The sequence below is a fragment of the Saccharopolyspora sp. MMCC62 genome (assembly GCF_057736575.1).
Map to the genome: position 1 here is coordinate 229,128 of NZ_JBYKCM010000002.1, position 25,422 is coordinate 254,549.

Sequence of the window (25,422 nt, forward strand, 5' to 3'; positions counted from 1 at the left end):
ACGGGTGGCCCGGGGTCGCACTCCGGATCGGATCATGAACTCACAGTCCAGCGTACGAGTGCAGTCCGGAGACGACGATGTTGATGAAGAAGAGATTGAAGATCATGACCGCCAGACCGGCGATGTTGATCCACGCCGCCTTGACCCCACGCCACCCCGCAGTCGCACGCGCATGCAGGTACGCAGCGTAGACGACCCACGCGATGAACGAACAGGTCTCCTTCGGGTCCCAGCCCCAGAACCGGCCCCACGCGGCCTCGGCCCAGATCGCACCGGCGACGATCGCGAACGTCCACACCGGGAAGATGATCACCGTGGCGCGGTAGGCCATCCGGTCCAGCGTCTCGGTGGACGGCAGCCGGGAACCGAAGCGGGCCAGCTTCAGCGGGTTGTTCTCGTGCCGCGACCGCAGCATGAACAGCACGCTGGCGACGCCGGCGAACAGCAGCGCACCGCTGGAGATGATCGCGGCGGTCACGTGGATCACGATCCAGTAGGACTGCAAGGCGGGCTGCAGCGGCGCGGCCTTCGCGTAGAGCACGGTGCCGGACAGGAACAGCAGCACCACCACGGGCAGCAGCAGGAATCCGCCGAGCCCGCGCAGCTGCGCGGGCGAGGCCTCGCGGCGTTCGGCGCGCAGCTGCCGGAACAGCACGATCGTCCACGCGATCACCGCGGCCAGGCAGATCGCCGAGCCGAACTCGTACATGTTGCCCCACGGCGCGCGTCCCGTGGCGACACCGCGGAACACCAGCGAGGCCGCGTGCACCAGGATGCCGAGCACCGTCATCGACACGGCCATGCCGCCGAACCGCTCGGGGAGCGGGCGCTTGCCGGGGGTGTCGATGCGGCCGATGCGCTCGGCGGTGGCGGTCCCGCCGCTCTCGCCGCCCGCGGTGACCAGCTGCGCTTCCCGCGCGCGGGCCTGCTGCTTCCGGCCGCCGTAGGCGAATTCCGCGAAGTACAGCAGCATGGCGGCGATGTAGATGACCACCGAGGTCGCGAACGCCATGTCGCTGTAGTTGGACAACGTCTGGTTGACCGGCATCAGCTCTTCCTTCCGCCTGCGGAGGCAGCACTCGGCGGCTCCGCGTCGGCGCCGTCCGTCCCGAGCAGGTCCTTGGCCAGCCGGGTGAACTCCTCGCCGTAACCCGCTTGGTCGGTCCGGGCCAGCCCGCCGACCTCGACAACCGTACGCGCGGGATCGTCCGCGCCGGTCCCGGGGGCGGGCGCCACCCGCACCCAGATCCGGCGGCGCTTGATGCTCAGCGAGGCGCTGATCCCGAAGATCACCGCGATGGCGAAGCCGAGCACGTACGGCTGGAACGGGTCGTGCGAGATCTGGAGGTTCGCCCAGCGCTGCACGCCGTCGAAGTGGACGGTGGTGCCGTCGTCGAGCCGGATCTGCTCGCCGACGCGCAGGTTCTGCCGCGCGACCTTCTTCAACCGCCCGGATTCCACCATCTTCTGGTCCACGCCGAAGATCGACTGGCCGCGGCCGGAGTCGAGGCCGAGGTCGCCGCGCAGCACGTCCACCGCGACCGCCGGGTCGAGCAGGTCGGGGAACTGCGAGCTGAGCACCTTGCCGTCGTAGGCCGCGGTCGGCGCGAACAGGCCGGTCACCGCGAGCTGCGTCTGCCGCCGCTGCACCTCGTCGGTGACTCCCGGCTGGTCGAACTTGGTGGCGCCCTGGGACAACATCGTCGTGACGTCCATCGGCTGCCACTGGGTGAGCTGGGTGCGCCGCTGCCCGTCCGGGAAGGTCACGGTGAAGCGGGGCGCGTACCCGTTGCCGGTCAGGTAGATCCGGTCGCCCGCGATCCGCAGCGGGTGGTTCACCTGCAGCGCGTACGGCTGCCAGCGGTCCGCGTCGAGGTCCGCACCGGCCTGGTACTGCATCCCGACCCGGTAGCTCGCGACCTGCCCGGTGTGCTGGTAGGTCGCGTCGAAGTCGTCGACCCGCAGGCAGAACGGGCTCAGCTGGGTCCCGTCCACGCTGAGGCCCGCGCGGAACGAGTCGTAGTTGTAGGTGCCGGAGTTGCAGAACTCGGAGCCGTCCGCGGGCACGATCACCTGGCCCTCGTAGCCGAGGATCTTGCCGCCCGCGACCGTCACCAGCAGGCCCACCAGCGCGAAGTGGAACACCAGGTTCCCGGCCTCCCGCAGGTAGCCGCGTTCGGCGCTGATCGAGCGGGTGCCGTCCTCCTCGGTGCGCTCCTCCTTGCGCCAGCCGCGCAGCCTGCGGCGGGCGGCCGCCAGCGCCTCCTCCGGCGAACCGTCCACAGTGGACGAAGCGTGGTGCGGCATCCGGGCCAGGTTCCGCGGGGTGCGCACCGGCCTGCCGCGCAGCTGCTTGTAGTACTCGTAGCAGCGCGGCAGCAGGCAGCCGATCAGCGAGATGAACAGCAGCACGTAGATCGAGGCGAACCAGACCGAGCTGAACACCTCGAACGCGCCCGCCTTGTCCAGCAGCGGCGCCAGGTCCGGGTACTCGGTGAAGTACTTGTCCACCTCGGCCGGGTTCAGCGAGCGCTGCGGGATCAACGCCCCCGGCAGCGCCGCCATCGCCAGCAGGAACAGCAGCACCAGTGCGGTGCGCATCGACGTCAGGCCGCGCCAGGTGTTGCGCAGGAACGCCAGCAGGGTGCGGATCCGGGACATCAGATCGGCGTCTCGAATCCGGCGACGGGTTCGCGCAGCACTGAGATCAGTTCTCCCCACAGCCCGGTGACGAGCAGCACGCCCACCACGACCAGCAGCGCACCACCCGCGATCTGGATGGCGCGGCCCCGGCGCCGCAACCAGTCGGTGCTGCGCACCGCCCACCGCGCGCCCAGCGCCAGCAGCACGAACGGCAGTCCGAGCCCCAGGCAGTAGGCGACGACGAGCAGCACCCCGCGCACCGCGGTGCCCGCGCCCACGTCGGTCCCGACGGCCAGCGACATCACCCCGGTCAACGTCGGGCCCAGGCACGGCGTCCAGCCGAGCCCGAACACGGCGCCGAGCAGCGGCGCACCCCACAACCCGGCGCGGGGCACGCGGTGCAACCGGACATCCCGCTGCAGCGCGGGGATCATGCCGAGGAACACCAGCCCCATCGCGACCGTCACCACGCCGCCGATGCGCTGCAGCAGCAGCTCGTTCTCGACCAGCGCGTCCGACAACCCGAGCAGCAGCAGCGTTCCGGCGCCGAAGACGACGGTGAACCCGGCGACGAACAGCAGCGCCGCACCGGCCACCCGCCAGCGGCCGCGGCGCGCCTGCCGCGCCTCCGCGGAATCCACCGGCGGCGCCTCCGCACCGACCACGCCCGCCAGGTAGGCGAGGTAGCCCGGCACCAGCGGCACCACGCACGGCGACGCGAAGCTGACCGCCCCGGCGAGCACCGCGATCGCGGCCGCGAGCAGCAGCGGTCCGGAGGCGGCGAGCTCGGTCGGGTTCACGGTTCCGAGGGTAGGGATGGCGCTAGCGTGGCTACGCACCACCCCGCATGACGCCGACCACATCGGCGCACTTCCGGCGCCCGCCGCGCCACCGCCGACGGTCGCGCGGGCGCCCGGCCGCGGCCGTTCGGGAGCCGATGGCGGACCCGTCCGCGGGCGGGGCGCCGCTCCCCGGCGCGGAGCGCGACACCGGTACCCGCGGACGGGCGATCAGCGCAAGGAGCGCAGGAAGACCTGCCACCGGCGCGGGGAGAACGACAGCACCCCGTGCCGCGGCGCCTTCGAATCGCGCACCGCCACCACCCCGGGCGCCGTCCCCACCTCCACGCAGTTGCTCTCCTCGCCGCTGTGACTGGACTTACGCCAATGCACCGTCGCGCTCACATTCCCGTTCCATCGCGCTTGCCACGTCCGCGATCAGCGCCGCGGACTCCGCTTCGTCGAGCGCCAGGACCGGCAGCCGGGCGGCGGCGTCGAGGAATGGGGCGGTGTCGGCGGGTGCTTCCAGGAACGCCCCGCGCCGCCGCTGCTCCAGGTGCACCACCGGCCGCTGCCGGGCGAACTCGAGGATCAGCTGGCTGCCGTTGAGCTCCGCGTACGCCCCGGCCGCGAACGGGATCACCCGGACCGAGACGTTCGGCCGACGCCCGATGCGCACCAGGTGGCGCAGCTGGTCGGACATCACCCGGTGCCCGCCGACGGGCCGGTGCACCACCGATTCGTCCAGGAACGCGTGCAGCCGCGCCGGTTCCTCCCTGGTGAGCACGCCCTGCCTGCCGAGGCGCAGCGCGACCCGGGACTCCAGGTCGGCGTCCCGCACGCCGCCCGCGCTGAGCACCGCCCGCGTGTAGTCCGGCGTCTGCAGCAGCCCCGGCACCAGCGCCAGCGCCACATCGGTGATCTTGGTGGCGAGCCGCTCGAAGTCGATCAGGGCGGTGAGCGCGCTGGGCATGCCCGCGTACCCGGCCTCCCACCAGCGGGCCTCGGTGGCCGCGTTCACGAGCTCGAACAGCCGCGCTCGTTCGGCGCCGGCCACGTTCAGGGTGTCCAGCAGCGCGGCGAGTTCGCCTTCGCTGGGCACCCGTTCTCCCGATTCGATTCGGCCCAAGGTCGCTCGCGACCATCCGCATCGGTGCGCGAGATGTTCCAATCGCAATCCGGCCGCTTTGCGGAGTTCGCGGATCTCAGCGCCCAGGCCCCGCGCTCGAACACTGGTCATAGCAGGAACCTATTTCCTCCGCCGAAGCCGTGCCATCGCTCGATTCGGTGAAGCGCATTGCCATTCGAGTGTCGAGGCGGGTCTCATTCTCGCAGCCGAACACCGGAGGAATGGAGTCCACGCGATGCCCGCGCAGCACGGCCTCACCTACGTGTGGCGGCCCGTCCCGGCGGGGCGGCACGCCTTCGCCGTCAGCGCGCTCGACGCCGATCCGCACTGCCCCGTGACCTCGTACTGCGGGGTGGAAGCGGTCGCGACCGAACTGCACGACCGCACCGAGCACGAGTGGGTGCGGCAGGGCACCTGCATGGACTGCTGGCGGGTGCTGACCCGGCGCAGACGCTGAGGAAGGCCGCCGGACGGCGGTGGGCGGACTAGTACCCGCGGACGCCGGTGGAACCCTTCCGGCCCAGCGGCTGCGCCGAACGGGCGCACTTCGCGCCGCCCTTCCGGACCAGCGCGCGGAACCGGCCGCCGCGAATCCGCGAACCGGCCGGAAAGCACGCCGGAATGCGGGCTCGCGGAAACCGTCACGCGGCCGGTTCGGCCGCCACCTTCTGCACTTCCGGCAGCAGTTCGCTCTTCAACATTTCCGTGAGGAAAACCGCCGCCACCCGGTGCTGCCGATCCAGAATGATCGTGGACGGCACGGCGCTGCGCGGATAGTTCTTCAACGACAACAGCGAACGCCCGGACGGATCGAAAATCGACGGATACGTCAAACTCCGGTCGCGGTGGAAATCCGCGGCGGCGGAACGGCTGTCCCGCACGTCGATCCCCAGCACCTGCACGCCCTGCGGCCCCAATTCGTCCTGCACCGCCTGCAGGTCGTCGGCCTCGGCGCGGCACGGGCCGCACCAGGAACCCCACAGGTTCACCACCACGACCTTCCCCTCGTAGTCGGGGAGGCCGATCCGCTTCCCCTCCTCCAGGAGGCTGTCGCCGCTGAGCTTCGTCAGCCGCTGCCGCTCCGCCTCCGGGTAGAAGATGCGGGTCTGCCCGCCCGGCGACACGAAGGTGAACTCGGTGCCCTGCTCCACGGCGTCCTTGCCCGCGGTGGCGCAGCCGCCGAGCAGGCCGAGCACCGCCACCGACAGCGCCGCGCGGGCCAGCAGCCGCCTCATGCTCCGGTCACCCGCGGATCGGTCTCGCCGGCGGGTTCCACGTAGGCCACCCGCACCAGCTGCTCGTCGCGGAACACCAGGCTGGTCAGCGACGCCAGCGAGCACTGCCTGCTGCGCGGGTCGTGCCACATGCGCTTGCCCTCCACGAACCGGCGCAGCGTCCAGATCGGCAGCTGGTGGGACACGCACACCGCCTCGTGGCCCTCGGCCGCGGCGCGGGCGCGCTGAGCGGCGCCCAGCATGCGGTGCGCGATCTGCACGTACGGCTCGCCCCAGGACGGTTCGAACGGGTTGCGCAGCTTCGGCCAGTGCTGCGGGGAGCGCAGCGCGCCGTCGCCGACGGACACCCGCAGGCCCTCGAACCGGTTCGCCGACTCGATCAGCCGGTCGTCGGTGTCCACGTCCAGCCCGAACCCGGCGCCGATGGGGGCGGCGGTCTCCTGCGCGCGCTGCAGCGGAGAGGCCACCACGTGCTGCACGTCCCGGCCGACGAGGAAGTCGGCGACCAGCTTCGCCTGCTCCTGACCGCGGTCGGAGAGCCGGAAGCCGGGGAGCCTGCCGTAGAGGATCCGCTCCGGGTTGTGCACCTCGCCGTGCCGCAGGAAGTGCACGATCGTCTTGGTCATGCCGCGGGCTCCTCGGCTGCCGCGGCGGCGGCCGCGGCGTGCGGGGCGGCGTCCGAGATCCGCTCGAAAGCGGCCTCGTCCATCGCCGAGTTCACGAACCACGATTCGAAGGCGCTCGGCGGCGGGTACACGCCGCGGTCCAGGAAGGCGTTGAAGAACGCCGGGAACCGCCACGCCTGCTGCGCCCGGGCCTGCTCGAAGTTCGCCACCGGCGATTCGGTGAAGAACACGCTGACCAGGTTGCCCGCGAACGACACCCGGTGCGGCACGCCCGCCTCGGTGAGCGCGGACCCGAGCAGGTCGCCGAGGCGCGCCGCGTTCCGGTCCAGCGCGGCGTAGGTCGCGTCGTCGGCGGCCCGGAGGTTCGCCAGCCCGGCGGCGACCGCCACCGGGTTCCCCGCCAGGGTTCCCGCCTGGTAGACGGGACCGGACGGGGCGAGCAGCTCCATCACGTCGGCGCGACCGCCGAACGCGGCGGCGGGCAGGCCGCCGGACATGACCTTGCCGAAGGTGTAGAGGTCGCCCGCGACCCCGTCGAGGCCGAACCAGCCCGCGGCGGACACGCGGAAGCCGGTCATCACCTCGTCCATGATCAGCAGCGCGCCCGCGTTGCGGGTGATCTCGCGCAGCGCGGCGTTGAACCCGGGCTGCGGCGCGACCGCGCCCATGTTGCCCGCGGCGGCCTCGGTGATGACGCAGGCGATCTGGTCGCCGAACTCGGCGAACGCCTCGCGCACCGCGTCGACGTCGTTGTACGGCAGCACCACGGTGTCCGCGGCCTGCGCGCCGGTCACCCCGGGGCTGGTGGGCAGGCCGAGCGTCGCCACGCCCGAACCGGCGTCGGCGAGCAGCGAATCGACGTGCCCGTGGTAGCAACCGGCGAACTTCACGATCTTGCTGCGGCCGGTGAAGCCGCGCGCCAGCCGGACCGCGCTCATCGTCGCCTCGGTGCCGGAGTTCACCAGCCGCACCCGCTCCACCGGCTCGACCCGGCGGATGATCTCGGCGGCCAGGTCGATCTCGCCTGCGCCCGGGGTGCCGAACGACAAGCCGTCCACCGCGGCCGCCCGCACCGCCTCGACGACGTCGGGGTGCGCGTGCCCGTTGATCATCGGGCCCCAGGAGGACACGAGGTCGACGTACTCGTTGCCGTCGGCGTCCCACAGGTAGGCGCCGTCGCCGCGGACCATGAACCGGGGCGTGCCGCCGACGGACCGGAAGGCCCGCACCGGCGAGTTGACGCCGCCCGGAGTCACGGTGAGCGCTCGGTCGAACAGCTCCGCCGACCTGGTCGTGGGGTGCGGACTGGTGCCGCCAGGAGTTTCGGCTGTCACTCCCCCAGTCTGACAGGCCGTGCCCCGTGACCGGGGCCACCCTCGCGGCCCCGGCCGTCCCGCACCTGCCGCGCGGCGAAGCGGGTGGCGGCGCCGGTCGCCCGGGTGATCCCTGCTCAGCGGCTCCGCCGCGGGCGCGGCGCCCGGGACGAGGGCAGGCGGTCAGTCCCGGCGGGCTCGGGAGCGGCGGACCGCCCAGGCGAGCATCAGCTGGCGGACGGCGTCCACGAGCAGGACCGCGGCGAGCGTCGGGGCGACGATGCCGAGCGCCGCCCGGTCACCGAAGATCCTGGTCGAGCGCATCGGCAGCCCGGTCGCCCCGGGCACCTCCACGACCAGCTGCGACCGGTCCCACAGCCACCAGGCGACCACGACCAGGGCGCCGGCGAGCACGAGTTCGACGGCCGCCACCACGGCCCGCCACGGCTGGGCCAGCCCGCCGCGGGGCTCGGGCGCGTCCGCGGCGTTCTCGCTGAGCATCGGCTCGTCGGCCGACCACGGTTCGGGGAGCGTCACGGCGAAAGCGTCTCACGCAGCGGGCCGGGCACGGCACCGGCTCCGGGCCGGTCAGCTCTCCGGCAGCAGCGGGCGGAGCTCGTCGAGCAGCGTGCCCGGGTCCTTCGCCCAGGCCAGCACGACCGCGTCGTCGGATAACCGCAGCGGGATCTCCCCGGTGCCCTTCGGCGGGGTGAAACCGCCGCCGAGCACCCGGGTGCCGAGCGGCGCGCCCACGTCGGTGATCGACGCGATCCGCTGCACCGGCAGGTCTTCGCGGCCGACCGTGAGCACCTCCGGCGTCAACCGGACGGCCAGCGCGCGGCGCCGGGCGTACACCCACAGCACGGTGGCGGCGGCCAGCGCACCGGCCAGCAGCAGCCACACCGGCAGGTTCACCCCGCCGGGGGTGAGCAGCTCGACGAGCAGCCCGGCCAGCGCGAACCCCGGCCCCCACAGCACCGGCCACCAGGTCGACCCGGGCTCGGCGTAGAGCACCGGGCCGCTGTCGGCATCATCCATGCTCGCCGGTCACCCACTCCGTACTGGTCGTCGTCCAACTGCACCAGGCCGCGGCGCCGCCGAGCGCCAGCACGATCAGGTCCGCGGCCGCGAACGAGCGGCTGCCGAGCACCGTCACGCACTGCACCACCAGCAGCACGCAGACCCCGATCCTGGCCCACGGCCTGCGGCCGCGGATCAGCACCCCCGCCAGCGCGTACCCGGCGGCGAACACGACGGCGATGCCGGTGTTGAGCAGCAGCAGGTGCAGCGCGGCGGCATCCGCCCGGTCCGCCGCGGCCGCGCCCGAGTCGACGAGCCGCCGCGCCAGCTCGGCCCGGTCCACCCAGGAGAACGCGGTCTGCACCAGCAGGAACGCGGCCAGCGCCGACCACAACCCGACCGCCGCGCGCACCGAGCCCGGGGGTGCGCTCACCGCGCGGCCCCGGCGGCCTGGAAGTACCGGTTCGACGCGGGCAGGTGCACCAGCACCAGGAAGGCGAGCATCGCCGCCAGCCCGACGGCGCTCTGCGCGAAGCCCGCCGCCACGATGCCCGCCGGGACCGGCACCGGACCGATGCCGGTCAGCGCGGACGAGCCGGTCACCAGCCCGCCCACCGAGTAGAACGCCCAGATCCCGGCGAACACCGTGAGCACGATCCGGGCCCAGCCGCGCCCGGCCCGCAGCTGGAAGCCGAAGGCGATCCACAGCGCGGTCAGCACGAGCATGGCCGGCAGCACCAGCAGGGAGGTGACGAGAGCGATCCCGGCCACCGGCCCGGCCGCCACCTCGGCGAGGAAGTGCCGCGTCAGCAGCGAGTTCACCGCGTACAGCACGGTGACCAGCACCGGCACGAGCACGGCGAGCCAGAACGCGGCCCGCACGGCCCCCGGCCGGTCGGGCGGTGCGGCGGGTTCCGGCGGCGGCCCGAGCGGGTGCGGGACGGCCGGCTGGTGCGCGCCCAGCGGCGGCCGGTCCTGGGAATCGTGCGATGACGTCACCCCGGAACAGTATGAATCGGACGAGATCGCTGTCCACCGGGTCCGCCGAGAACACCGGGTGATGATCAGCCGCCGCTGAAGTGGTCCCTGGTCGATCCGAGGTGCATGCACACCAGCGTCGCCACCAGCGCCACCGCCTGCGCGACTTCCAGGCCGGTCAGCAGCGGCCCGTGCGATCGGGTGCCGACCAGCGACAGCAGCGTCGACACGGCCCACACGAACGCGACGGAGGTGAGCGCCACCCTCGCCCAGCCCCGGCCGCGCCGGAGGAACAGCACGAGCAGCCCCCACACCGCGGCCAGCAGCGCGTAGAGCACGACCATCCCGGTGGCGACGCCGTAGTAGACGCCGGAGATGTCGCCGTCGTTCGGCAGGTACGAGTCGGCCTCGCCCATCGCCTGCACGATCGAGTCGTCGGTGGTGGCCAGCCGCACGCCCAGGATCACGAACGCGATCACCACGTCGGCGAGGCCGAGCAGGCAGGCGGCGGAGACCGCGCGCGGCCTCCCGACCGGCGCGGTGCCCACCCACACCTGCCCCGCGGTGCCGCCGAACGCGACGGGCCGCAGCGGCGGCGCGGTGCACGGTTCGGGCTGCGGCGCGGCACCGGGCGCGGCGGGCCGGGTGCCGGTGATCCGGCCGCCCGAGACCTCGGAGTCGGGCAGCAGGCCACCGGTCGGCGGGTGCTGCTGCGCCGCGAGCTGGTCGCCCTGGTCCTGCCGGTCCGGGTCTTGCGAGGCTGTCACGTCATCGAGCGTAGATCACGCGGAGCGCCCGGCGCCGCGAATGCACCCGGACCGGACGATCCGGGCGCCCGCTCAGCGCAGGAACGGCCCCGGAGGTGGCGGAGCCCACTGCTGCGGCGCCCGCGGCCGCCTGGTCGCCTGGAAGTACCGGTTCGTCTCCGGCAGGTACATCAGCACCAGCGCGACCAGCTCCACCGCGGTCACCAGCACGCCGAACACCACGTCGGTGGTCTCCACCCGCACCTGGGTGATCCGCAGCAGCTCGGCCCGCCCGATGCTGGACATCAGCAGCAGCGTGCCCAGCGTGCCGAAGGCGCCGAACCCGGCGAACACGGTGAGCACCACGCGCGCCCAGTTCTTGCCCTGCGTCATCCGCAGCGACAGGGACACGTACAGCGCCAGCACCGCGAGCAGGTACAGCAGGTTGAACATGATCAGCGCGTTGATCTGCTCGTCGATCTGGGTCTGCGAGAGGTCCGGCAGCGCGGCGCGCAGCTCGGTCGCGAGCGCGCGCCGGTCGCTGAGCCGCACGTACGCCCGGACCAGGCCGAGCACCGCGGCGGCGATCCACAGCCAGCGGGCGATGTTGAGCGGGGTGGGCAGCGGCGGGCGCTCGGTGGCGGCTCCGTCGCCGGGACCGCCGATGCGGTCGGGATGCTGCGGGTGCGTCACCGGATCCCCAAGCTCTCCCGGTACCACTGGGCCGCTTCGGTGGCCCAGTAGGTGAGCACCACGTCGGCACCGGCGCGGCGGATCGAGGTCAGCGTCTCCTGCACGGTCCGCTTGCGGTCCAGCCAGCCGCGGGCGACCGCGGCCTCGATCATCGCGTACTCGCCGGAGACCTGGTAGGCGGCGACCGGCACGTCGGCCAGCCCGGCCACGTCGCGCAGCACGTCCAGGTAGGACATGGCGGGCTTGACCATCACCATGTCGGCGCCCTCGGCGAGGTCCAGGTCCGCTTCGCGGAGCCCTTCGCGGCCGTTCGCCGGGTCCTGCTGGTAGGTGTTGCGGTCCCCGGTGAGCTGCGAGTCCACGGCCTCCCGGAACGGTCCGAAGAACGCGGAGGAGTACTTCGCCGAGTAGGCGAGGATCGAGGTGTCCTCGAAGCCGGTGACGTCGAGCGATTCCCGGATGACGCCGACCTGCCCGTCCATCATGCCGCTGGGGGCGATCACGTGGGCGCCCGCTTCGGCCTGCGCCACGGCCATCTCGCCGTACACCTGCAGGGTGCGGTCGTTGTCGACCTCGCCGTCCTCGTCGAGCACCCCGCAGTGGCCGTGGTCGGTGAACTCGTCCAAGCAGGTGTCGGCCATGATCACGGTCGAGTCGCCGACCTCGGCGGCCAGGTCGCGCAGCCCGGTGTTGAGGATGCCGTCCGGGTCGACGGCGCCGGAGCCGGTGGCGTCGTGCTCGGTCGGCACGCCGAACAGCATCAGCCCGCCGACTCCCGCGGCGACGGCTTCGGTCGCGGCGCGGCGCAGCGAGTCGCGGCTGTGGTGCACGACGCCCGGCATGGAGCTGATCTCGACCGGTTCGGCCAGGCCTTCCCGCACGAACATCGGCAGCACCAGGTGGCGCGGCTCCACGCTCGTCTCGGCGACCAGCCGCCGGACGGCGGGGGTGCGGCGCAGCCTGCGCGGGCGGTGCGACGGGTACATCGGCGAGCTCCCTCGTGGCGAGGAGGGGCGGCCGCGGGCGGCCACCCGCTCGGATTGATCTTCGGGCGGGCACCCGCACCGGGTGTCCGATTCCTCCCCCGCGAGCCTGCCAGGCCGGAAGACGGCGGTGGCCCGGACCCCGTGGTGAACGAGATCCGGGCCACTCGGCTCAGCTGCGGCGCGCGCGCTTCGCCTTCTTCGGCGGCGGCAGCGCACCTTCGGCGCGCAGCCTGGCGGCGTGCTCGGCGAGCGCGTCCACCAGTGCGGGGACCTGCGCCAGTTCCGGCTGCACGTCCACGCGCAGGCCGAACTCCTTGGCGGTCTCGGCCGTGTTCGGGCCGATGCAGGCCACCAGGGTCCGCGCGTGCGGCTTGCCCGCGATGCCGACCAGGTTCCGGACCGTCGACGAGGAGGTGAAGCACACCGCGTCGAACCCGCCGGTCTTGATCATCTCGCGGGTCTCGGCCGGCGGCGGCGCGGCCCGGACCGTGCGGTAGGCCGTGACGTCGTCGATCTCCCAGCCGCGCTCGCGCAGCCCGGCCGCCAGCGTCTCGGTGGCGATGTCCGCCCGCGGCAGCAGCACCCGGTCGACCGGGTCCAGGATGTCGTCGTGCGGCGGGAAGTCCTGCAGCAGGCCCTCGCTGGACTGGTCGCCCGAGGGCAGCAGCTCCGGCGTGATGCCGAACGAGCGCACCTTCTCCGCGGTGGACTCGCCCACGCAGGCGATCTTCACACCGGAGAACGCGCGGGCGTCCAGCCCGAACTCGCGGAACTTCTCCCACACCGCGCGCACCGCGTTCGTGGAGGTGAACACCACCCACTGGTAGCGGCCGTCGACGAGGCCCTTCACCGCGCGCTCCATCTGCGCGGGGCTGCGCGGCGGCTCCACCGAGATCGTCGGCACCTCGTGCGAGACGGCGCCGTGCGACCAGAGCCGCTCGCTCATCGAACCGGCCTGCTCCTTGGTGCGCGGCACCAGGATCTTCCAGCCGTACAGGGCCCGGGACTCCCACCAGGACAGGCCGGAGCGGTCGCCCGCGACCGAACCGATCGTCACGACCAGCTGGCCCTGCAGCTCACCGGCGTCCGCGGGCAGCGAGGCCAGCGTCGTGTCGATGGTGCGCTGCGAGACCGTGGTGCCGGAGGAGGTCACCGCCACCGGGGTCTGCGCGGTCAGGCCGTGCTCCATCAGCGCGGACGCGGCCTCGGCCAGGTGGCTGCCCGTGGTGTGCAGCACCAGCGCGCCGGGGGCGGCGGCCAGCGCCGCCCAGTCCACCTCGCCGCGCACGTCGACCTCGGTGTGCCCGGCGCCCAGCGCGACACCCGCGTAAGCGGGGACCGCGCTGCCCGGGGACACGCCGGGGACCACGTCGAAGGCCGCGTCGGTCTTGGCGACCTCGCGGACCTCCCGGACCACGGCGTCCACGGTCATCGGGTCACCGGCGACCAGCCGGACCACCGAGCGGCCGGTGGCGGCCTCGTTCGCCAAGTCCTGCGCTACCTCGGCGGGTTCCCCCACGGCCGGGCGCGACTCGGCGCCGTCGGCCGCGAGTGCCAGCACGTCGGCGGGCACGTCGGGGTCGGTCACCACCAGCGACGCGGTGGTGAGCAAGTACCGGGCCCGAACGGTGAGCAGTCCCGCATCCCCTGGGCCGGAGCCCACGAATGCGACCCGTCCTGGGCTCTTGCGTGTCATCAGCGCACTCTCCATCAACTACTACCGGGACCGCTGAGCAAAGCGTCCCTGGCATCGAGCAGCTCGGCGGCCAAGGCCAAGCCCAACTGCTCGGCGGCGGTCGTCTCACCAGTGGCGGAGGCGCGCACCAGGCGGTTCGCCTCGGTCGCCATGACCCCGCGGACGGACAGCCGTTGCGCCACGCGCCCGTCCTCGTCGAGGTCCTCCACCACTTCGGCCAGCGCGCCGATCGGCGCACTGCAGCCTGCCTCCAGCGCAGCCAACATGGCGCGCTCGGCGGCCACCGCGGCGCGGCTGGCCTGATCGTCCAGAACGGACTGGAGCAGGTGCTCGGTGTCCACGTCGTCGACGCGGCATTCCACAGCCAGCGCGCCCTGAGCGGGCGCGGGCAGCATCTGGAGTGGATCGAGCGATTCCGTGATCACCGCGAGCCGGCCGACTCTGGCCAGCCCGGCGCGGGCGAGCACGACGGCGTCCAGCTCACCGTCGGTCACCTTGCGCAGGCGGGTGTCCACGTTGCCGCGGATACCGCGCACCTCCAGGCCGAGGCCGAGGGCCTCCAGCTGGCTGGCGCGGCGCGGCGAACCGGTTCCCACGAGGGAGCCCGGGGGCAGTTCACCGAGCGTCAGACCGTCCCGCGCCACCAGCGCGTCCCGCGGGTCCTCGCGGACCGGGACTGCGGCCAGCGACAGCCGGGGGTCTTGTTCGGTCGGCAGATCTTTGTAGGAGTGCACGGCGACGTCGACCTCACCGTTGGCGAGGGCCTCGCGCAGCGCGGAGGTGAACACGCCCACGCCGATCTCGGCGATCGGCGCCATCGAGCGGTCGCCGGGGGTGCTCACCTCGACGAGCTGGGTCGGGTAGCCCGCGGCCTCCAGCTGCTCGGCGACCATCCCGGTCTGGGCCATCGCGAGCGCGCTGCCGCGGGTGCCGATGCGCAGCGTCTTGTTCACCGGTCTTCACCGTCCTGTTCCGCCCCGTCCTGGGCGAGGGGGTCCCGCAGCAGCGCCTGCGCCGAGTGCGCACCGGTCACCGGCACGTCCTCCGCGGAGCGGGGCGTGCGGATCGCGGTCGGCGCCTGCGGGTCCAGTTCGAAGAGTTCCCGCAGCGCTTCGGCGTAACCGGAGCCGCCGGGAACGGATGCCAGTTCCTTCACCCGGACCGTGGGTGCGTGCAGCAGCTTGTCCACGACGCGGCGCACCGTGCGGGACAGCTCGTCGCGCACCGGCCCGTCCAGCTCGGGCAGCCGCGAGTCCAGCCGCAGCAGTTCGGCGTCGACGACCTCGGCGGCGCGCTTGCGCAGCGCCGTGACCGTGGGGGTGACCTCGGCGGAGCGCTGCGAGGCGAGGTAGCCGCGCAGCTCGTCGGCGACGATCGTCGCGGCGCGGTCGGATTCGCTGCCGCCGCGCTGCGCGCTGAGCCGCGCCTGCAGGGTCTCCAGGTCGACGACGGCGACGCCGGGCAGCTCGGCGACCTCGGGCGCGGTGTCCCGCGGCAGCCCCAGGTCGCAGAACAGCAGCGGGCGGCCGGTTCCGGCCCGGTCCTGCACCGCGTCGGCGACGACGTCCTCGGTGATCACGGCACCGACGGCTCCGGTGCAGGTCACCACGAGGTCGGCGGTGGCGATCGCGGAACCCAGCCCGGTGAGCTCCACCGCGTCGGCCGGGATGCCTTCGGCGCGCAGCGACTCGGCGAGCCGGGCGCCGTTGGCGGCGGTGCGGTTGGCGATCACCACGGAGCCGATGCCCGCGCGGCGCAGCTGCGCGGCCGCCAGACCGCCCATCGAGCCGGCGCCGACCAGCAGCGCGCGCTTCCCGGCGACACCGCCCAGCACCGCTTCGGCGTCGGCGAGCGCCTCGGACACCACGGAGGCGCCCGCGGCGTCGATCTCGGTCTCGGCGTGCACCCGCTTGCCGACGCGCAGCGCCTGCTGAGCCAGCTCGTGCAGCGTGCGGCCGACGGTCCCGGCCTGGTCGGCGACGCCGTAGGCCTGCCGCAGCTGGCCGAGGATCTGCGCCTCGCCGACGACCATCGAGTCCAGCCCGGCGGCCACCGAGAACAGGTGCTCGACCGCGGCACCGGCGTAGTGCACGTAGAAGTGGTCGGCGAGTTCGGCGACCTCGGCCCCGGCCTTGCGGGCCAGCACCTCGGTCACGTCGTTCAGCCCGCCGTGGAAGGTCTCGGCGACCGCGTACACCTCGACGCGGTTGCAGGTGGAGACCAGGAAGGCCTCGCTGATGTGCGTCCGGCCGAGCAGCTCGTCGAGGACCTTGCCGACCTCGTCGGCGCCGATCGCGACCCTCTCCAGCACCCGTACCGGGGCGCTCCGGTGGGAGAGCCCGACGGTGAGCAGGTTCACGGCCGAACCACCATCCCGTCCACATCACCGCGCTCGGGCGCGGATTCGGAGTTCCCGTTCCCGTTCCCCCCGCGGCCCGGCGGGCCCGCGTCGGTGCCGGCGACCCCGGGAACCGCCACGGATTCCTGGTTCCGCCGCGCGACGTGGAACGAGAGGATCTGCATCTCCACGGCCAGGTCGACCTTGCGCACCTCGACGTGCTCGGGGACCTGCAGGACGACCGGGGCGAAGTTCAGGATGCACACCACGCCGCCCTCGACGAGGCGGTCGCAGACGTCCTGCGCCCCCTCGGTGGGCGTGGCGATGACGCCGATGGTGACCTCGCGCTCGCGGCAGACCTCGACGATGTCGCCGATGGAGCTGACCGGGATGCCGCCGACCGGCACGTCCAGCAGGTCGGGGTCGAGGTCGAACAGCGCGGCCACCGGGAAGCCCCGGTTCAGGAAACCGCCGTAGTTGGCGAGCGCGTGCCCCAGGTTCCCGATGCCGACCACGGCGACGCGGTGCTTCTTGGTGAGCCCGAGGGTCCGCTCGATCTGGCCGATCAGCACCGCCACGTCGTAGCCGACGCCGCGGGTGCCGTAGGAGCCGATGTAGGACAGGTCCTTGCGCAGCTTCGCCGAGTTCACCCCGGCGAAGGCGGCGAGCTCTTCGCTGGACACGGTGCGGGTACCGCGCTCCTCGAGGCCGGACAGCACGCGCAGGTACACCGCGAGGCGTGCGACGGCCGCTTCCGGAATGGCCCGCGCCCGCTCTCGGGCGGCGGGGACCGCGATGGATTCGGCGGGTGACCCTGACCCGGACGGGACGCCCGCCGGTTGCCCGGCCTCGTCCCGTTCGCCCTCTCCGTGGGCCGTCACTGGCTCTCCCTCGACCTGACTCGGTGCTGCTCGTCCGCCGCGCTCGCCGGTCGAGCGACGCACCGGAGTGAAAACGGGGTGCGAACCGCTGACCTCGATGACACGGCTCGAACTCCACCGTAGCCATTTGTGAAGACATGCACAAAGTTCGCCGACGATCACCGCAGCGGCCGCCGGGCCACCCCGCACCATGATGTCGGATGCGCCCCTCGCCATCCAAAACGGCTGGTCAGCGAGCTGCTATCGGTGTCGTTGCGGGGCTTTCGGGGTGGGTCGGGCCGTCTCGCGCAGCCCGTGGCCCGCCGCCCGGTGCGAAACGACACACCGGCCGCCGCCGAACGGGCGCGGGCCGGGTGCCGGTCCGGTGCACCGCCGGTCAGCGGCTGAGCGCGGCGCGGAGCCGGTCGGGCTCGACCTTCCAGTACCCGTGCTCCGCGCCGTCGACCAGGACGACCGGCACCCGGTCGCCGTACTCGGCGCGCTGCTCGGGGTCGGCGTCCACGTCCTCGGTCGTCCACGGCACGTCGAGCTCGGCGCACACCTCGCGGACGGCGGCGAGCGCCTCGTCGCACAGGTGGCACTGCTCGCGCACCAGCAGCGTCACCGCGTGCTGCCCCGATCCGGTTCCCGGCACTTCCGACCTCCTCTGGACGACCTGCTCCCCAAGGTAGCGAGGCCGGTCAGGCGGGCGGCGTGCGGAGCGTGCGGCGGGCGATCTTGCCGGTCGGCGAGTGCGGCAGCCCGGTGGCGAAGTCGACCTCGACGGGCACCTTGAACTTCGCGAGCCGGGCCGCGCAGTGCGCCCGCACCGAGGCCTCGGTGAGCTCGGCGCCGGGATCGGCGACGACGACGGCGCGGACCGCTTCGCCGCGGGACTCGTCGGGCACGCCGACGACCGCGGATTCGGCGACGCCGGGCAGTTCGGCGAGCACCGCCTCGACCTCCCGCGGGTACACGTTGAAGCCGTTCACGATGATCAGGTCGGTGGCCCGGTCCACCAGGTGCAGGTCCCCGTCGTCGTCGAAGTAGCCGACGTCGCCGGTGCGGAACCAGCCGTCCCGGTCCGGTCCGTGCGCCCCGTCCGGCCAGTAGCCGCGGAACAGGTTCGGCCCGCGCACCGAGACCCGGCCGGTGTCGCCCTCGGCCTCGTCGATCGGGGAGCCGTCGGTGTCGACCAGCCGCAGCTGCACCTCCGGCAGCGCCCGCCCCACCGAACCGGGTTTGGCCCGGCCGCCGGCGAGCGTCGTGGTCAGCACCGGCCCGGTCTCGGTGAGGCCGTAGCCCTCGAACACGTCCAGCCCGGTCGCCGAGCGGACGGCGCTCGCCACCTCGGCGCCCAGCGGAGCCGCGCCGGACGTCAGCAGCCGCACCGTGGCCATGCCCTCGCGGAGGCGCTCCGGCGGCAGCCGCAGCCATTCGCGGTACATCGGCGGCACCCCCACCACGCCGGTGACCCGGTGCCGCGCGATCGCGGCGAGGGACTCCTCGGCGTCGAAGCGCGGCAGCAGCACGGCGGTGGCGCCGACGGCGGCGACCTGCAGCATCCCCGGCCCGAGGCCGAAGGCGTGGTACATCGGCAGCGCCAGCAGCACCCGGTCGGCGGCGTTGACCGGCATCGGCCGCAGCCTGCCGCACTGCCGCACGTTCGCCAGCAGCGCCGCGTGCGGCAGCATCGCGCCGCGCGCGGGCCCGGAGGTGCCGGAGGTGTAGCAGAGCACGGCGAGGTCGGCGGGTTCCCGCGGCAGCTCCGCCGCCGCGCGCTCCTCGCCGGTCGGCGGGTCGAGCAGGGCGGTCCCGGCGAGCTCGCGGTCGGCGCCACCCACGGGAGCACCGCCACCGATGAGCAGTGCGGCCCCGCTGTCGTCGAGGACGCGGCGCAGTTCGGGCGCGGGCGCCGAGGGCGGCAGCGGCACGGCGACGGCTCCGGTGCGGAACACGGCGAACAGCGCGATGCAGAACTCGACCCCGGTGGGCAGCGCCAGCGCCACCCGGTCCCCGGGCCGCACGCCTTCCGCGCGCAGCCGCCACGCGTAGCCGGTGCAGGCGGCGTCCAGTTCGGACCAGGTCGTCCGGTTCCCGGCGAGATCGATCAGGGCCGGGTGGTCGGGTCCGCGCTCGGCCGCGGCGCGCACGAGATCGGCCAGGTTGACGTCGGGGCCCGCGGCACCGGGCGGGCCGGTGACCGGGGGCGGGCACGCTTCGGTCGACATGGGCGCACCTCCATCGCCGTACCCGCGGCATCGGCGGCCGAGGGTGTTCGACATCACTCAACCGTGCCGAGGGGCACCGGGGCAACCGCGATGAATCCGAAACCTCGCAGCGCTATCTACTTACCAGTAACAACCCGTATGCTCCGGCGGAACGACCTGGTTCCGTTCCCCAGCACCAGACCAGCACGCCCCCGGTGACCCGCGGTTCGCGCAGCACCGCGACCCGGTCACCACCACGGCAGGAGGTCGGTCGAGACAATGCTCACCAGCACGCTGCCCACCCCCGTCCATCCGGCCCCCGCCCGGCCCGCGCACCTCCCGGCACGCCCCGGCCGCCCCACCCGCGCCGAACCTCCCGCCGAGCGGCGTCCCGCGGCCGAGGCGGCCGAGCTTCGTCCCGCTGCCGAGGCACCGGTCCCCGGCGAGAGCTGGCGGCACGTGAGCGCGGCGCAGGACGGCGACCTCGACGCGTTCGGCAGGCTCTACGACGAGTACTCGCCCCTCGTGTACCGCTACGTGCTGTTCCGGGTCAGCGACCACTGCCTCGCCGAGGACATCACCAGCGAGACCTTCCTGCGGGCGCTGCGGCGCATCGCCACCGTCAGCTACCAGGGCCGCGACGTCGCCGCCTGGTTCATCACCATCGCGAAGAACCTGGTGCTCGACCACGTGAAGTCCAGCCGGAACCGGCTGGAGGTGCCCATCCCGGAGCTGCCCGACGCCCAGCACCGCCCGCCGCAGCACGGCGGCCCGGAACAGCACGTGGTCGACGCCGCCATCCAGCAGGAGCTGCTGCGGTGCGTGCGCCAGCTCAACCCGGACCAGCGCGAATGCATCCGGCTGCGGTTCCTGCAGGGCCTGTCGGTGACCGAGACCGCGCAGCGCATGCAGCGCGGCGAAGGGGCCGTCAAAGCGCTCCAGCACCGGGCCGTGCGGCGCCTCGGCCAGCTGCTGCCCGACGACCTGCGCTGACCCCCGCCGGGCCGATCGAACCGCTCAGCGCGGACCGCGCCAACGCGCCGGGCGGGAGCCTCTAAGCTGGAGGCCTTGCTGGGCCGGGTCGCCGCACCGGCGGGAACGTCCCGCTCAGCGCCCCTGGTACGCCAGGACCCGAACCCGAGCAACATCCAGCCGGAGCAAGACCGGGAGGCGCGGCGGTGCCGACAAGTCCAGGCCCAGCCGAAGGCCGAGGCCACGACGGCCGACAGCGCGGCGGCTCGGCGCGCCCCGACTCCGGCGGGGACGCCGGGGGCGACGAGGCGGCGGAGCCCCGGCTCGACCCGCCGGGCGACGGGCTGCGCGAGACCCCGTCCGCGCTGGACCCCGCCGAGGGCTCGTTCGACAGCGCGAAGGTCGCAGGCCGCGCCTCCGCCGAAGCGGCCGTCGCGGGAGCGGAACCGGGCGGGTCGCTGACCGCGCCACCGGACCTCACCGCCGCCGCCTTCTTCGACGTGGACAACACGATGATGATGGGCGCCTCGCTGTTCCACTTCGCGCGCGGCATGGCGGCGCGCAAGTTCTTCACCGCCTCCGACCTCGCCGGATTCGCCTGGCAGCAGCTGAAGTTCCGCGTCGGCGGCCGGGAGAACGCCGACGACGTGCAGGCCAGCCGGGAGCAGGCGCTGTCGTTCGTCGCCGGGCGCAAGGTCTCCGAGCTGGTGGAGCTCAGCGAGGAGATCTACGACGAGCTGATGTCCGACCGGATCTGGGCGGGCACCCGCGCGCTCGCCCAGATGCACCTCGACGCCGGGCAGCGGGTGTGGCTGGTGACGGCGACCCCGGTGGAGCTGGCGCAGATCATCGCCCGGCGGCTCGGGCTGACCGGCGCGCTGGGCACGGTGGCCGGGCACGTGGACGGCATCTACACCGGGCGGCTCGTCGGCGAGATGCTGCACGGGCGGGCGAAGGCGCACGCGGTGCGCGCGCTGGCCGCCAGCGAAGGGCTGGACCTGCGCCGCTGCACCGCGTACTCCGATTCGGCGAACGACGTGCCGATGCTGTCCGCGGTGGGCACCGCGGTGGCGGTCAACCCGGACCAGCGGCTGCGGGACATCGCCCGCTCCCGGGGCTGGGAGATCCGCGACTTCCGCACCGGGCGCAAGGCGGCCCGCATCGGCGCGCAGTCGATGCTCGGCGCGGGGGCCGTCGCGGGGGCGATCGCCGCCGGGCTCGCCTACCGCCGCCGCGACCGCTCCTGATCCCGCCGCCGAGCCGGCCTCAGCCGAGGAAGACGTTCTGCCGAGTCGCGAGCAGCCGGTAGAGGGTCTGCTGGATGATCTCGCGGACCTGGTCGCTGAGGCTGAACACGACCATCGGGTCGTCGGCGGCGCCCTCCCCGAAGGAGGCGGTCTCCACCGGCTCGCCGAACTCGATGTACCACTTCGACGGCAGCGGCACCGCGCCCAGCAGCCCGAAGTGCGGGAACAGCGGCGTCACCGGGAAGTACGGCAGCCCCAGGAGCCTGGCCAGCGGCCGGATGTCGCCGAGCTTCGGGTAGATCTCCTCGGCCCCGACGATCGAGCACGGCACGATCGGCACCCCGGTGCGCATCGCCGCCGACACGAACCCACCACGGCCGAAGCGCTGCAGCTTGTACCGGTCCCGGTACGGCTTGCCGACGCCCTTGAACCCCTCCGGCCACACGCCGACCAGCTCCCCGGCCCGCAGCAGCCGCTCGGCGTCGGGGTTGCACGCCAGGGTGTGCCCGGCCTTGCGCGCCAGCGAGCCGACCATCGGCAGCCGGAACACCAGGTCCGCGCCGAGCATCCGCAGGTGCCTGCCCGGGTCGTGGTGGTCGCGCAGCGCCACCGTGGTCATCAGCGCGTCCAGCGGCAGCGTGCCCGAGTGGTTGGCCACCACGAGCGCGCCCGAGTCGGGGACGTTCTCCAGCCCGATCGCCTCGACCCGGAACCACTTCTCGTACAGCGGCCGCAGCGGCGGCACCACCAGGTGGTCGGTGAGGTCCTCGTCGAAGCCGAACTCGTCGACCTGGTAGTCGCCGAGCAGCCTGCGGCGGGCGAAGGCCAGCGCGTCGGCGACCGCGTCCTCCCAGCCGGGCTCGCGCTCGGCGGCGTCCGAGGACGGGACGGCGTCCGGATCGGGGACGGCCTCGGACAGCGGTGCGGGTCCGGGCCGCGCACCGCCGGGACGCTGATCCGCCGGGTGCAGCGGGATCACTCGGGCGTCCGCCATCTGGCCTCCTGGTTGCTGCCGCGGTCCGGTCTCGGTCACCGCGGTCCGGTCTCGGTCACCGCAGTCTGGCGAGCAGGTCGCCGACGCTGCGCTCCCACGTCACGACCCGCTCGGGATCGATCACGGGTTGCAGGTCGCGGCCGCGCACGAAGTCGTCGAACGCCTGCTGGGTGGTCCAGCGCGGGGTGAACCCGAAGGTCTCCCGCAGCTTGGTGGTGTCCACGACGCGCCCGAAGTTCAAGAACCGCATCTGCTCCGGGGAGAAATCGACGAGCCGGGCGCCGCGGAAGAACCGGCTCACCGCGGGCACCCCGGTCCGCGGGATCGGCACCGCCACCCGCCCGGCGCGCCGGATCGCCTGGGACAGCATCAGCACCCCGTCGCCGCCCGCGTTGTACACCCCGGGCAGCGCCTGCGTCGTGGCCTTCTCCAGCACGGCCAGCGCGTCCTCGGAGTGCAGCAGCTGCATCCGGGCGTCGTAGCCGAGCACCGTCGGCACCAGCGGCAGCGCGAAGTAGCGGGTGAGGTCGGCGTCGATGCGCGGACCGATGAGGTGGGTGAACCGCAGCGTGGTGATGTCCACGTCGGGCCTGCGCCTGCCGAAACCGCGCACGTAGCCCTCGATCTCCCCGGCGTCCTTCGCGTACCCGGAGGACGGCAGGTCCTTCGGCTCCATGTCCTCGGAGAACACCGCGGGATCGCGCGGGCTGGCGCCGTAGACGGCGGTGGTCGACTTGACCACCAGCCTGCGCAGCTCCGGGGCCTTCTGGCAGGCCGCCAGCAGCTGCATGGTGCCGATGACGTTGAGCTCCTTCATCGCGGCCCGCCCCGCCGGACCGGACTGGGAGTTCACGGCCGCGTGCACCACCGTGTCCACGCCGGAACCGGCGATGACCTTGGCGATGAGCGGGTTGCGGATGTCGGCGCGCACGAACTCGGTGCGCCCCATCCGGCGGCGCAGGTCGGGCCGCGGCGGCGCGGTGTCCACGCCCAGCACGCGTTCGATGTCGGGGTTCGCGGCGAGCCGCGCGGCGAGGTGCCCGCCCAGGAAACTGCTCACACCCGTCACGAGCACGACGTTCGGCACCATGGTTCTCCCCGAGGGTTCCGGCCGGAGGGTGGTTCGCCCGCGCCCGCCCGGCCGGGGGCCGGCCGCGATCGCGGCGCACGAGCGCTGGGCTCGATGCTACCCAGCGCGGTCACCCGCTCCGGTTACGCGCGGGCAACGCCGCGACGTCCTCGTGCACCTCACCAGCGGCTCGCGAGATCGGCAACCCGGGGCGCCGCGGACCACCCGGGCGGCGGAGGTGCCAAAACGACCGCCGCCGACCCGAAACGGTCGGCGGCGGCGAAGGCGCGAGATCCGAGACTCCCGATCTCGCACCGCGTGGGCGCGGGCCGGAGTCCGGCAGATCCCTTACTTGCCCAACTTGCGACGCTGGACGCGGGTCCTGCGCAGAAGCTTGCGGTGCTTCTTCTTGGACATGCGCTTGCGGCGCTTCTTGATGACCGAGCCCATGCGGATTCCTTCGCTGTCGGCATTGGTACGAACGTCTTCTCGTGCCGGTGCTGCCCCTGGCGCACCGCCGGTGGGAGCACCGGCAGCAGGCACGATCGATCCCGCAGCCTACCCGCCCACCGGTCACCCCCTGACGGAGTGGTCCGCCAGGGCGGTCCCGAGCCCCCGGGCGGGCGCCGCCGCGCCCGGGGGACGGCGGTGCTCAGCCCGCGTTGTAGTAGGCGTTCTCCAGGTAGGAGTGCACGTCGTTCTCCGCCACGCGGAAGGAGCGCCCCACGCGTGCCGCGGGGAGCTCACCGGCGTGCACCAGCCGGTAGACGGTCATCTTCGACACCCGCATCAACCTGGCCACTTCGGCCACGGTGAGGAATTGCACGTTCCCCACCTGCGGGGGTGCTTGCTGGCTGGGTTCCGAGTTCGCAGACATGCTTCACCGAGTCCTTCGGCCCGCGCGCGCCGTCGGCTTCCCCTCCGACGGACTCCACACGCGCGTGCTCCGTCGAGAGTAGCGGGACGGTTGGGATTCCTGCGATGCGCGAACGTCCCGGATCCAGGGGTTTCCGCCGGTCAACGCCGGGGAACCGGTGGTCCTAGTCGTGCGCGCGGCCCAGTTCCACCGAACGGTCCCTGGCGGCTTCGATGGCGTCGATGAGCGCGGCCCGCACGCCGTGCTTCTCCAGCTCGCGGATGCCCGCGATGGTGGTCCCGGCGGGCGAGGTCACGGCCTCGCGCAGGATCGTCGGGTGGCCTTCGGAACCGTCGCGCAGCATCGTCGCGGCGCCCACCGCGGCCTGCACGATGAGGTCGGCGGCGGTGGCCCGCGGGATGCCGAGCAGGATGCCCGCGTCGATCATCGCCTCGACCAGGTAGAAGAAGTAGGCGGGCCCGGAACCGGACAGCGCGGTCACCGCGTCCTGCTGGGTCTCGGGGACCTGGACGACCTTGCCGACGCTGCTGAGCAGTTCTTCCACGACGGCGAGGTGCTCGTCGCCCGCGTGCGATCCGGCGGAGATGGCGCTCATCGCCTCGCCGACGACCATCGGCGTGTTCGGCATCACCCGGACCACCGGGGTGCCCGCGGCGAGCCGCCGCTCGTACAGCTTGGTGGGCAGGCCCGCGCACAGCGAGACCACCAGCGTCGCCGCGTCCGCCAGCGGCGCCACCTGGTCCAGCAGCGGCTCGATGTCCTGCGGTTTCACCGCCACGACCAGCACGTCGGCGCGGCGCACCGCGGTGTCGACGTCCACGTGCTCGATGCCGTACTGCGCGGTCAGCTGCGCGGCCCGGTCCGGGTGGCGTTCGGTGAACATCAGCTCACCCGGGTTCCGCCCCGCCTGCAGGAGCCCTGCCAGCAGCGACTCGCCGATCTTGCCCGCGCCCAGTACGGCAATCGAATTCATGCGGAACAGGGTGCCAGAACGGCCGGGAACGACCCTCC

Annotated in this window: 29 protein-coding genes; 3 read left to right on the forward strand and 26 right to left on the reverse strand. The window is 73.2% G+C overall.

Annotated features, from left to right (window positions below; all coding sequences use genetic code 11):
• Positions 1 to 40: 40 nt before the first annotated feature.
• The 5 genes from ccsB to AC29IT_RS05235 form a co-directional block, all read right to left on the reverse strand.
• Positions 41 to 1,048 (reverse strand): c-type cytochrome biogenesis protein CcsB, encoded by a 1,008-nt coding sequence (ccsB, locus tag AC29IT_RS05215; protein WP_358432426.1) that lies wholly within the window; start codon positions 1,046 to 1,048, stop codon positions 41 to 43.
• The gene (gene resB, locus AC29IT_RS05220; RefSeq protein ID WP_358432424.1) at positions 1,048 to 2,661 is read right to left on the reverse strand and encodes a cytochrome c biogenesis protein ResB; all 1,614 of its coding nucleotides are present in this window, start codon (positions 2,659 to 2,661) and stop codon (positions 1,048 to 1,050) included. The genes ccsB and resB overlap by 1 nt, the downstream gene beginning before the upstream one ends.
• Positions 2,661 to 3,443, reverse strand: a complete 783-nt coding sequence (locus AC29IT_RS05225) for a cytochrome c biogenesis CcdA family protein (protein WP_224956977.1) — start codon at positions 3,441 to 3,443, stop codon at positions 2,661 to 2,663. Before AC29IT_RS05225 ends, resB begins: the two co-directional genes overlap by 1 nt.
• Positions 3,444 to 3,653: 210 nt before the next feature.
• Positions 3,654 to 3,770: a DUF397 domain-containing protein gene (locus AC29IT_RS05230; RefSeq protein WP_488218019.1), complete on the reverse strand. Its 117-nt coding sequence runs from the start codon at positions 3,768 to 3,770 to the stop codon at positions 3,654 to 3,656.
• A 31-nt stretch (positions 3,771 to 3,801) separates the two neighbouring features.
• Positions 3,802 to 4,662, reverse strand: a complete 861-nt coding sequence (locus AC29IT_RS05235; RefSeq protein ID WP_358432418.1) for a helix-turn-helix domain-containing protein — start codon at positions 4,660 to 4,662, stop codon at positions 3,802 to 3,804.
• A gap of 124 nt (positions 4,663 to 4,786) precedes the next feature.
• On the opposite strand from AC29IT_RS05235, the gene AC29IT_RS05240 reads away from it, so the two are divergent.
• Complete coding sequence (locus AC29IT_RS05240) at positions 4,787 to 5,008, forward strand: hypothetical protein (protein WP_358432416.1); 222 nt, start codon at positions 4,787 to 4,789, stop codon at positions 5,006 to 5,008.
• A gap of 184 nt (positions 5,009 to 5,192) precedes the next feature.
• Here the strand turns inward: AC29IT_RS05240 and AC29IT_RS05245 are convergent, their stop codons facing one another.
• From AC29IT_RS05245 to AC29IT_RS05320, 16 genes are all read right to left on the reverse strand, one after another.
• The gene (locus AC29IT_RS05245; RefSeq protein WP_358432414.1) at positions 5,193 to 5,786 is read right to left on the reverse strand and encodes a TlpA family protein disulfide reductase; all 594 of its coding nucleotides are present in this window, start codon (positions 5,784 to 5,786) and stop codon (positions 5,193 to 5,195) included.
• Complete coding sequence (locus AC29IT_RS05250) at positions 5,783 to 6,412, reverse strand: histidine phosphatase family protein (RefSeq protein ID WP_358432412.1); 630 nt, start codon at positions 6,410 to 6,412, stop codon at positions 5,783 to 5,785. Before AC29IT_RS05250 ends, AC29IT_RS05245 begins: the two co-directional genes overlap by 4 nt.
• Positions 6,409 to 7,746 (reverse strand): glutamate-1-semialdehyde 2,1-aminomutase, encoded by a 1,338-nt coding sequence (hemL, locus tag AC29IT_RS05255; RefSeq protein WP_358432410.1) that lies wholly within the window; start codon positions 7,744 to 7,746, stop codon positions 6,409 to 6,411. Before hemL ends, AC29IT_RS05250 begins: the two co-directional genes overlap by 4 nt.
• 162 nt (positions 7,747 to 7,908) lie before the next feature.
• A complete protein-coding gene (locus AC29IT_RS05260) occupies positions 7,909 to 8,262 on the reverse strand; it encodes a hypothetical protein (protein WP_358432408.1) in 354 nt (117 codons plus the stop codon).
• A gap of 51 nt (positions 8,263 to 8,313) precedes the next feature.
• Complete coding sequence (locus tag AC29IT_RS05265) at positions 8,314 to 8,763, reverse strand: DUF3093 family protein (protein ID WP_358432406.1); 450 nt, start codon at positions 8,761 to 8,763, stop codon at positions 8,314 to 8,316.
• A complete protein-coding gene (locus tag AC29IT_RS05270) occupies positions 8,756 to 9,178 on the reverse strand; it encodes a hypothetical protein (protein ID WP_358432404.1) in 423 nt (140 codons plus the stop codon). Before AC29IT_RS05270 ends, AC29IT_RS05265 begins: the two co-directional genes overlap by 8 nt.
• Complete coding sequence (locus tag AC29IT_RS05275) at positions 9,175 to 9,744, reverse strand: hypothetical protein (protein ID WP_358432402.1); 570 nt, start codon at positions 9,742 to 9,744, stop codon at positions 9,175 to 9,177. The genes AC29IT_RS05270 and AC29IT_RS05275 overlap by 4 nt, the downstream gene beginning before the upstream one ends.
• Positions 9,745 to 9,809: 65 nt before the next feature.
• The gene (locus tag AC29IT_RS05280) at positions 9,810 to 10,490 is read right to left on the reverse strand and encodes a hypothetical protein (RefSeq protein ID WP_358432400.1); all 681 of its coding nucleotides are present in this window, start codon (positions 10,488 to 10,490) and stop codon (positions 9,810 to 9,812) included.
• Positions 10,491 to 10,562: 72 nt separating this feature from the next.
• On the reverse strand, positions 10,563 to 11,162 hold the full coding sequence (locus AC29IT_RS05285; protein ID WP_488218020.1) for a hypothetical protein: 600 nt from the start codon (positions 11,160 to 11,162) through the stop codon (positions 10,563 to 10,565).
• Positions 11,159 to 12,148, reverse strand: coding sequence for a porphobilinogen synthase (gene hemB / locus AC29IT_RS05290; RefSeq protein WP_358432396.1), 990 nt, complete (start codon positions 12,146 to 12,148; stop codon positions 11,159 to 11,161). Before hemB ends, AC29IT_RS05285 begins: the two co-directional genes overlap by 4 nt.
• Before the next feature lie 169 nt (positions 12,149 to 12,317).
• Positions 12,318 to 13,844 carry a bifunctional uroporphyrinogen-III C-methyltransferase/uroporphyrinogen-III synthase gene (locus AC29IT_RS05295; protein ID WP_358432394.1) on the reverse strand — a complete coding sequence of 509 codons (1,527 nt, stop codon included), beginning with the start codon at positions 13,842 to 13,844 and terminating at the stop codon, positions 12,318 to 12,320.
• A gap of 14 nt (positions 13,845 to 13,858) precedes the next feature.
• A complete protein-coding gene (gene hemC / locus AC29IT_RS05300) occupies positions 13,859 to 14,797 on the reverse strand; it encodes a hydroxymethylbilane synthase (RefSeq protein WP_358432392.1) in 939 nt (312 codons plus the stop codon).
• Positions 14,794 to 16,203, reverse strand: coding sequence for a glutamyl-tRNA reductase (locus AC29IT_RS05305; RefSeq protein ID WP_488218021.1), 1,410 nt, complete (start codon positions 16,201 to 16,203; stop codon positions 14,794 to 14,796). Before AC29IT_RS05305 ends, hemC begins: the two co-directional genes overlap by 4 nt.
• The gene (locus AC29IT_RS05310) at positions 16,200 to 17,063 is read right to left on the reverse strand and encodes a redox-sensing transcriptional repressor Rex (protein WP_488218022.1); all 864 of its coding nucleotides are present in this window, start codon (positions 17,061 to 17,063) and stop codon (positions 16,200 to 16,202) included. Before AC29IT_RS05310 ends, AC29IT_RS05305 begins: the two co-directional genes overlap by 4 nt.
• Positions 17,064 to 17,439: 376 nt before the next feature.
• Positions 17,440 to 17,697 (reverse strand): glutaredoxin family protein, encoded by a 258-nt coding sequence (locus AC29IT_RS05315; RefSeq protein ID WP_358432388.1) that lies wholly within the window; start codon positions 17,695 to 17,697, stop codon positions 17,440 to 17,442.
• 46 nt (positions 17,698 to 17,743) lie between these two features.
• Positions 17,744 to 19,273, reverse strand: a complete 1,530-nt coding sequence (locus tag AC29IT_RS05320) for an AMP-binding protein (RefSeq protein WP_488218023.1) — start codon at positions 19,271 to 19,273, stop codon at positions 17,744 to 17,746.
• A gap of 258 nt (positions 19,274 to 19,531) precedes the next feature.
• Here AC29IT_RS05320 and AC29IT_RS05325 point away from each other — a divergent pair, with 258 nt between their 5' ends.
• Positions 19,532 to 20,245 (forward strand): sigma-70 family RNA polymerase sigma factor, encoded by a 714-nt coding sequence (locus AC29IT_RS05325; protein ID WP_488218024.1) that lies wholly within the window; start codon positions 19,532 to 19,534, stop codon positions 20,243 to 20,245.
• A 323-nt stretch (positions 20,246 to 20,568) separates the two neighbouring features.
• The gene (locus AC29IT_RS05330) at positions 20,569 to 21,471 is read left to right on the forward strand and encodes an HAD family hydrolase (RefSeq protein ID WP_488218247.1); all 903 of its coding nucleotides are present in this window, start codon (positions 20,569 to 20,571) and stop codon (positions 21,469 to 21,471) included.
• Positions 21,472 to 21,490: 19 nt separating this feature from the next.
• Here AC29IT_RS05330 and AC29IT_RS05335 read toward each other — a convergent pair whose 3' ends face one another.
• The 5 genes from AC29IT_RS05335 to proC all read right to left on the reverse strand — a co-directional run bounded on the left by AC29IT_RS05335 (position 21,491) and on the right by proC (position 25,384).
• Positions 21,491 to 22,465 (reverse strand): lysophospholipid acyltransferase family protein, encoded by a 975-nt coding sequence (locus AC29IT_RS05335; RefSeq protein WP_358432382.1) that lies wholly within the window; start codon positions 22,463 to 22,465, stop codon positions 21,491 to 21,493.
• A gap of 55 nt (positions 22,466 to 22,520) precedes the next feature.
• The gene (locus AC29IT_RS05340) at positions 22,521 to 23,555 is read right to left on the reverse strand and encodes an NAD-dependent epimerase/dehydratase family protein (RefSeq protein ID WP_358432380.1); all 1,035 of its coding nucleotides are present in this window, start codon (positions 23,553 to 23,555) and stop codon (positions 22,521 to 22,523) included.
• Positions 23,556 to 23,882: 327 nt separating this feature from the next.
• Positions 23,883 to 23,984: a 30S ribosomal protein bS22 gene (locus tag AC29IT_RS05345; RefSeq protein ID WP_003402602.1), complete on the reverse strand. Its 102-nt coding sequence runs from the start codon at positions 23,982 to 23,984 to the stop codon at positions 23,883 to 23,885.
• Between the two features lie 202 nt (positions 23,985 to 24,186).
• On the reverse strand, positions 24,187 to 24,411 hold the full coding sequence (locus AC29IT_RS05350) for a helix-turn-helix domain-containing protein (RefSeq protein ID WP_224962037.1): 225 nt from the start codon (positions 24,409 to 24,411) through the stop codon (positions 24,187 to 24,189).
• 163 nt (positions 24,412 to 24,574) lie between these two features.
• The gene (gene proC, locus AC29IT_RS05355) at positions 24,575 to 25,384 is read right to left on the reverse strand and encodes a pyrroline-5-carboxylate reductase (RefSeq protein ID WP_488218025.1); all 810 of its coding nucleotides are present in this window, start codon (positions 25,382 to 25,384) and stop codon (positions 24,575 to 24,577) included.
• Between the last annotated feature and the right edge of the window lie 38 nt (positions 25,385 to 25,422).

Excerpts from the sequence above, each read along its gene's own strand:
- AC29IT_RS05350 (WP_224962037.1), bottom strand. The coding sequence starts at position 24,411 with ATGTCTGCGAACTCGGAACCCAGCCAGCAAGCACCCCCGCAGGTGGGG.
- AC29IT_RS05325 (WP_488218024.1), top strand. The coding sequence starts at position 19,532 with ATGCTCACCAGCACGCTGCCCACCCCCGTCCATCCGGCCCCCGCCCGG.
- AC29IT_RS05335 (WP_358432382.1), bottom strand. The coding sequence starts at position 22,465 with ATGGCGGACGCCCGAGTGATCCCGCTGCACCCGGCGGATCAGCGTCCC.
- AC29IT_RS05295 (WP_358432394.1), bottom strand. The coding sequence starts at position 13,844 with ATGACACGCAAGAGCCCAGGACGGGTCGCATTCGTGGGCTCCGGCCCA.
- AC29IT_RS05250 (WP_358432412.1), bottom strand. The coding sequence starts at position 6,412 with ATGACCAAGACGATCGTGCACTTCCTGCGGCACGGCGAGGTGCACAAC.
- AC29IT_RS05240 (WP_358432416.1), top strand. The coding sequence starts at position 4,787 with ATGCCCGCGCAGCACGGCCTCACCTACGTGTGGCGGCCCGTCCCGGCG.
- AC29IT_RS05265 (WP_358432406.1), bottom strand. The coding sequence starts at position 8,763 with ATGGATGATGCCGACAGCGGCCCGGTGCTCTACGCCGAGCCCGGGTCG.
- AC29IT_RS05345 (WP_003402602.1), bottom strand. The coding sequence starts at position 23,984 with ATGGGCTCGGTCATCAAGAAGCGCCGCAAGCGCATGTCCAAGAAGAAG.
- resB (WP_358432424.1), bottom strand. The coding sequence starts at position 2,661 with ATGTCCCGGATCCGCACCCTGCTGGCGTTCCTGCGCAACACCTGGCGC.
- AC29IT_RS05320 (WP_488218023.1), bottom strand. The coding sequence starts at position 19,273 with ATGTCGACCGAAGCGTGCCCGCCCCCGGTCACCGGCCCGCCCGGTGCC.
- proC (WP_488218025.1), bottom strand. The coding sequence starts at position 25,384 with ATGAATTCGATTGCCGTACTGGGCGCGGGCAAGATCGGCGAGTCGCTG.
- ccsB (WP_358432426.1), bottom strand. The coding sequence starts at position 1,048 with ATGCCGGTCAACCAGACGTTGTCCAACTACAGCGACATGGCGTTCGCG.
- AC29IT_RS05245 (WP_358432414.1), bottom strand. The coding sequence starts at position 5,786 with ATGAGGCGGCTGCTGGCCCGCGCGGCGCTGTCGGTGGCGGTGCTCGGC.
- AC29IT_RS05340 (WP_358432380.1), bottom strand. The coding sequence starts at position 23,555 with ATGGTGCCGAACGTCGTGCTCGTGACGGGTGTGAGCAGTTTCCTGGGC.
- hemB (WP_358432396.1), bottom strand. The coding sequence starts at position 12,148 with ATGTACCCGTCGCACCGCCCGCGCAGGCTGCGCCGCACCCCCGCCGTC.
- AC29IT_RS05235 (WP_358432418.1), bottom strand. The coding sequence starts at position 4,662 with ATGACCAGTGTTCGAGCGCGGGGCCTGGGCGCTGAGATCCGCGAACTC.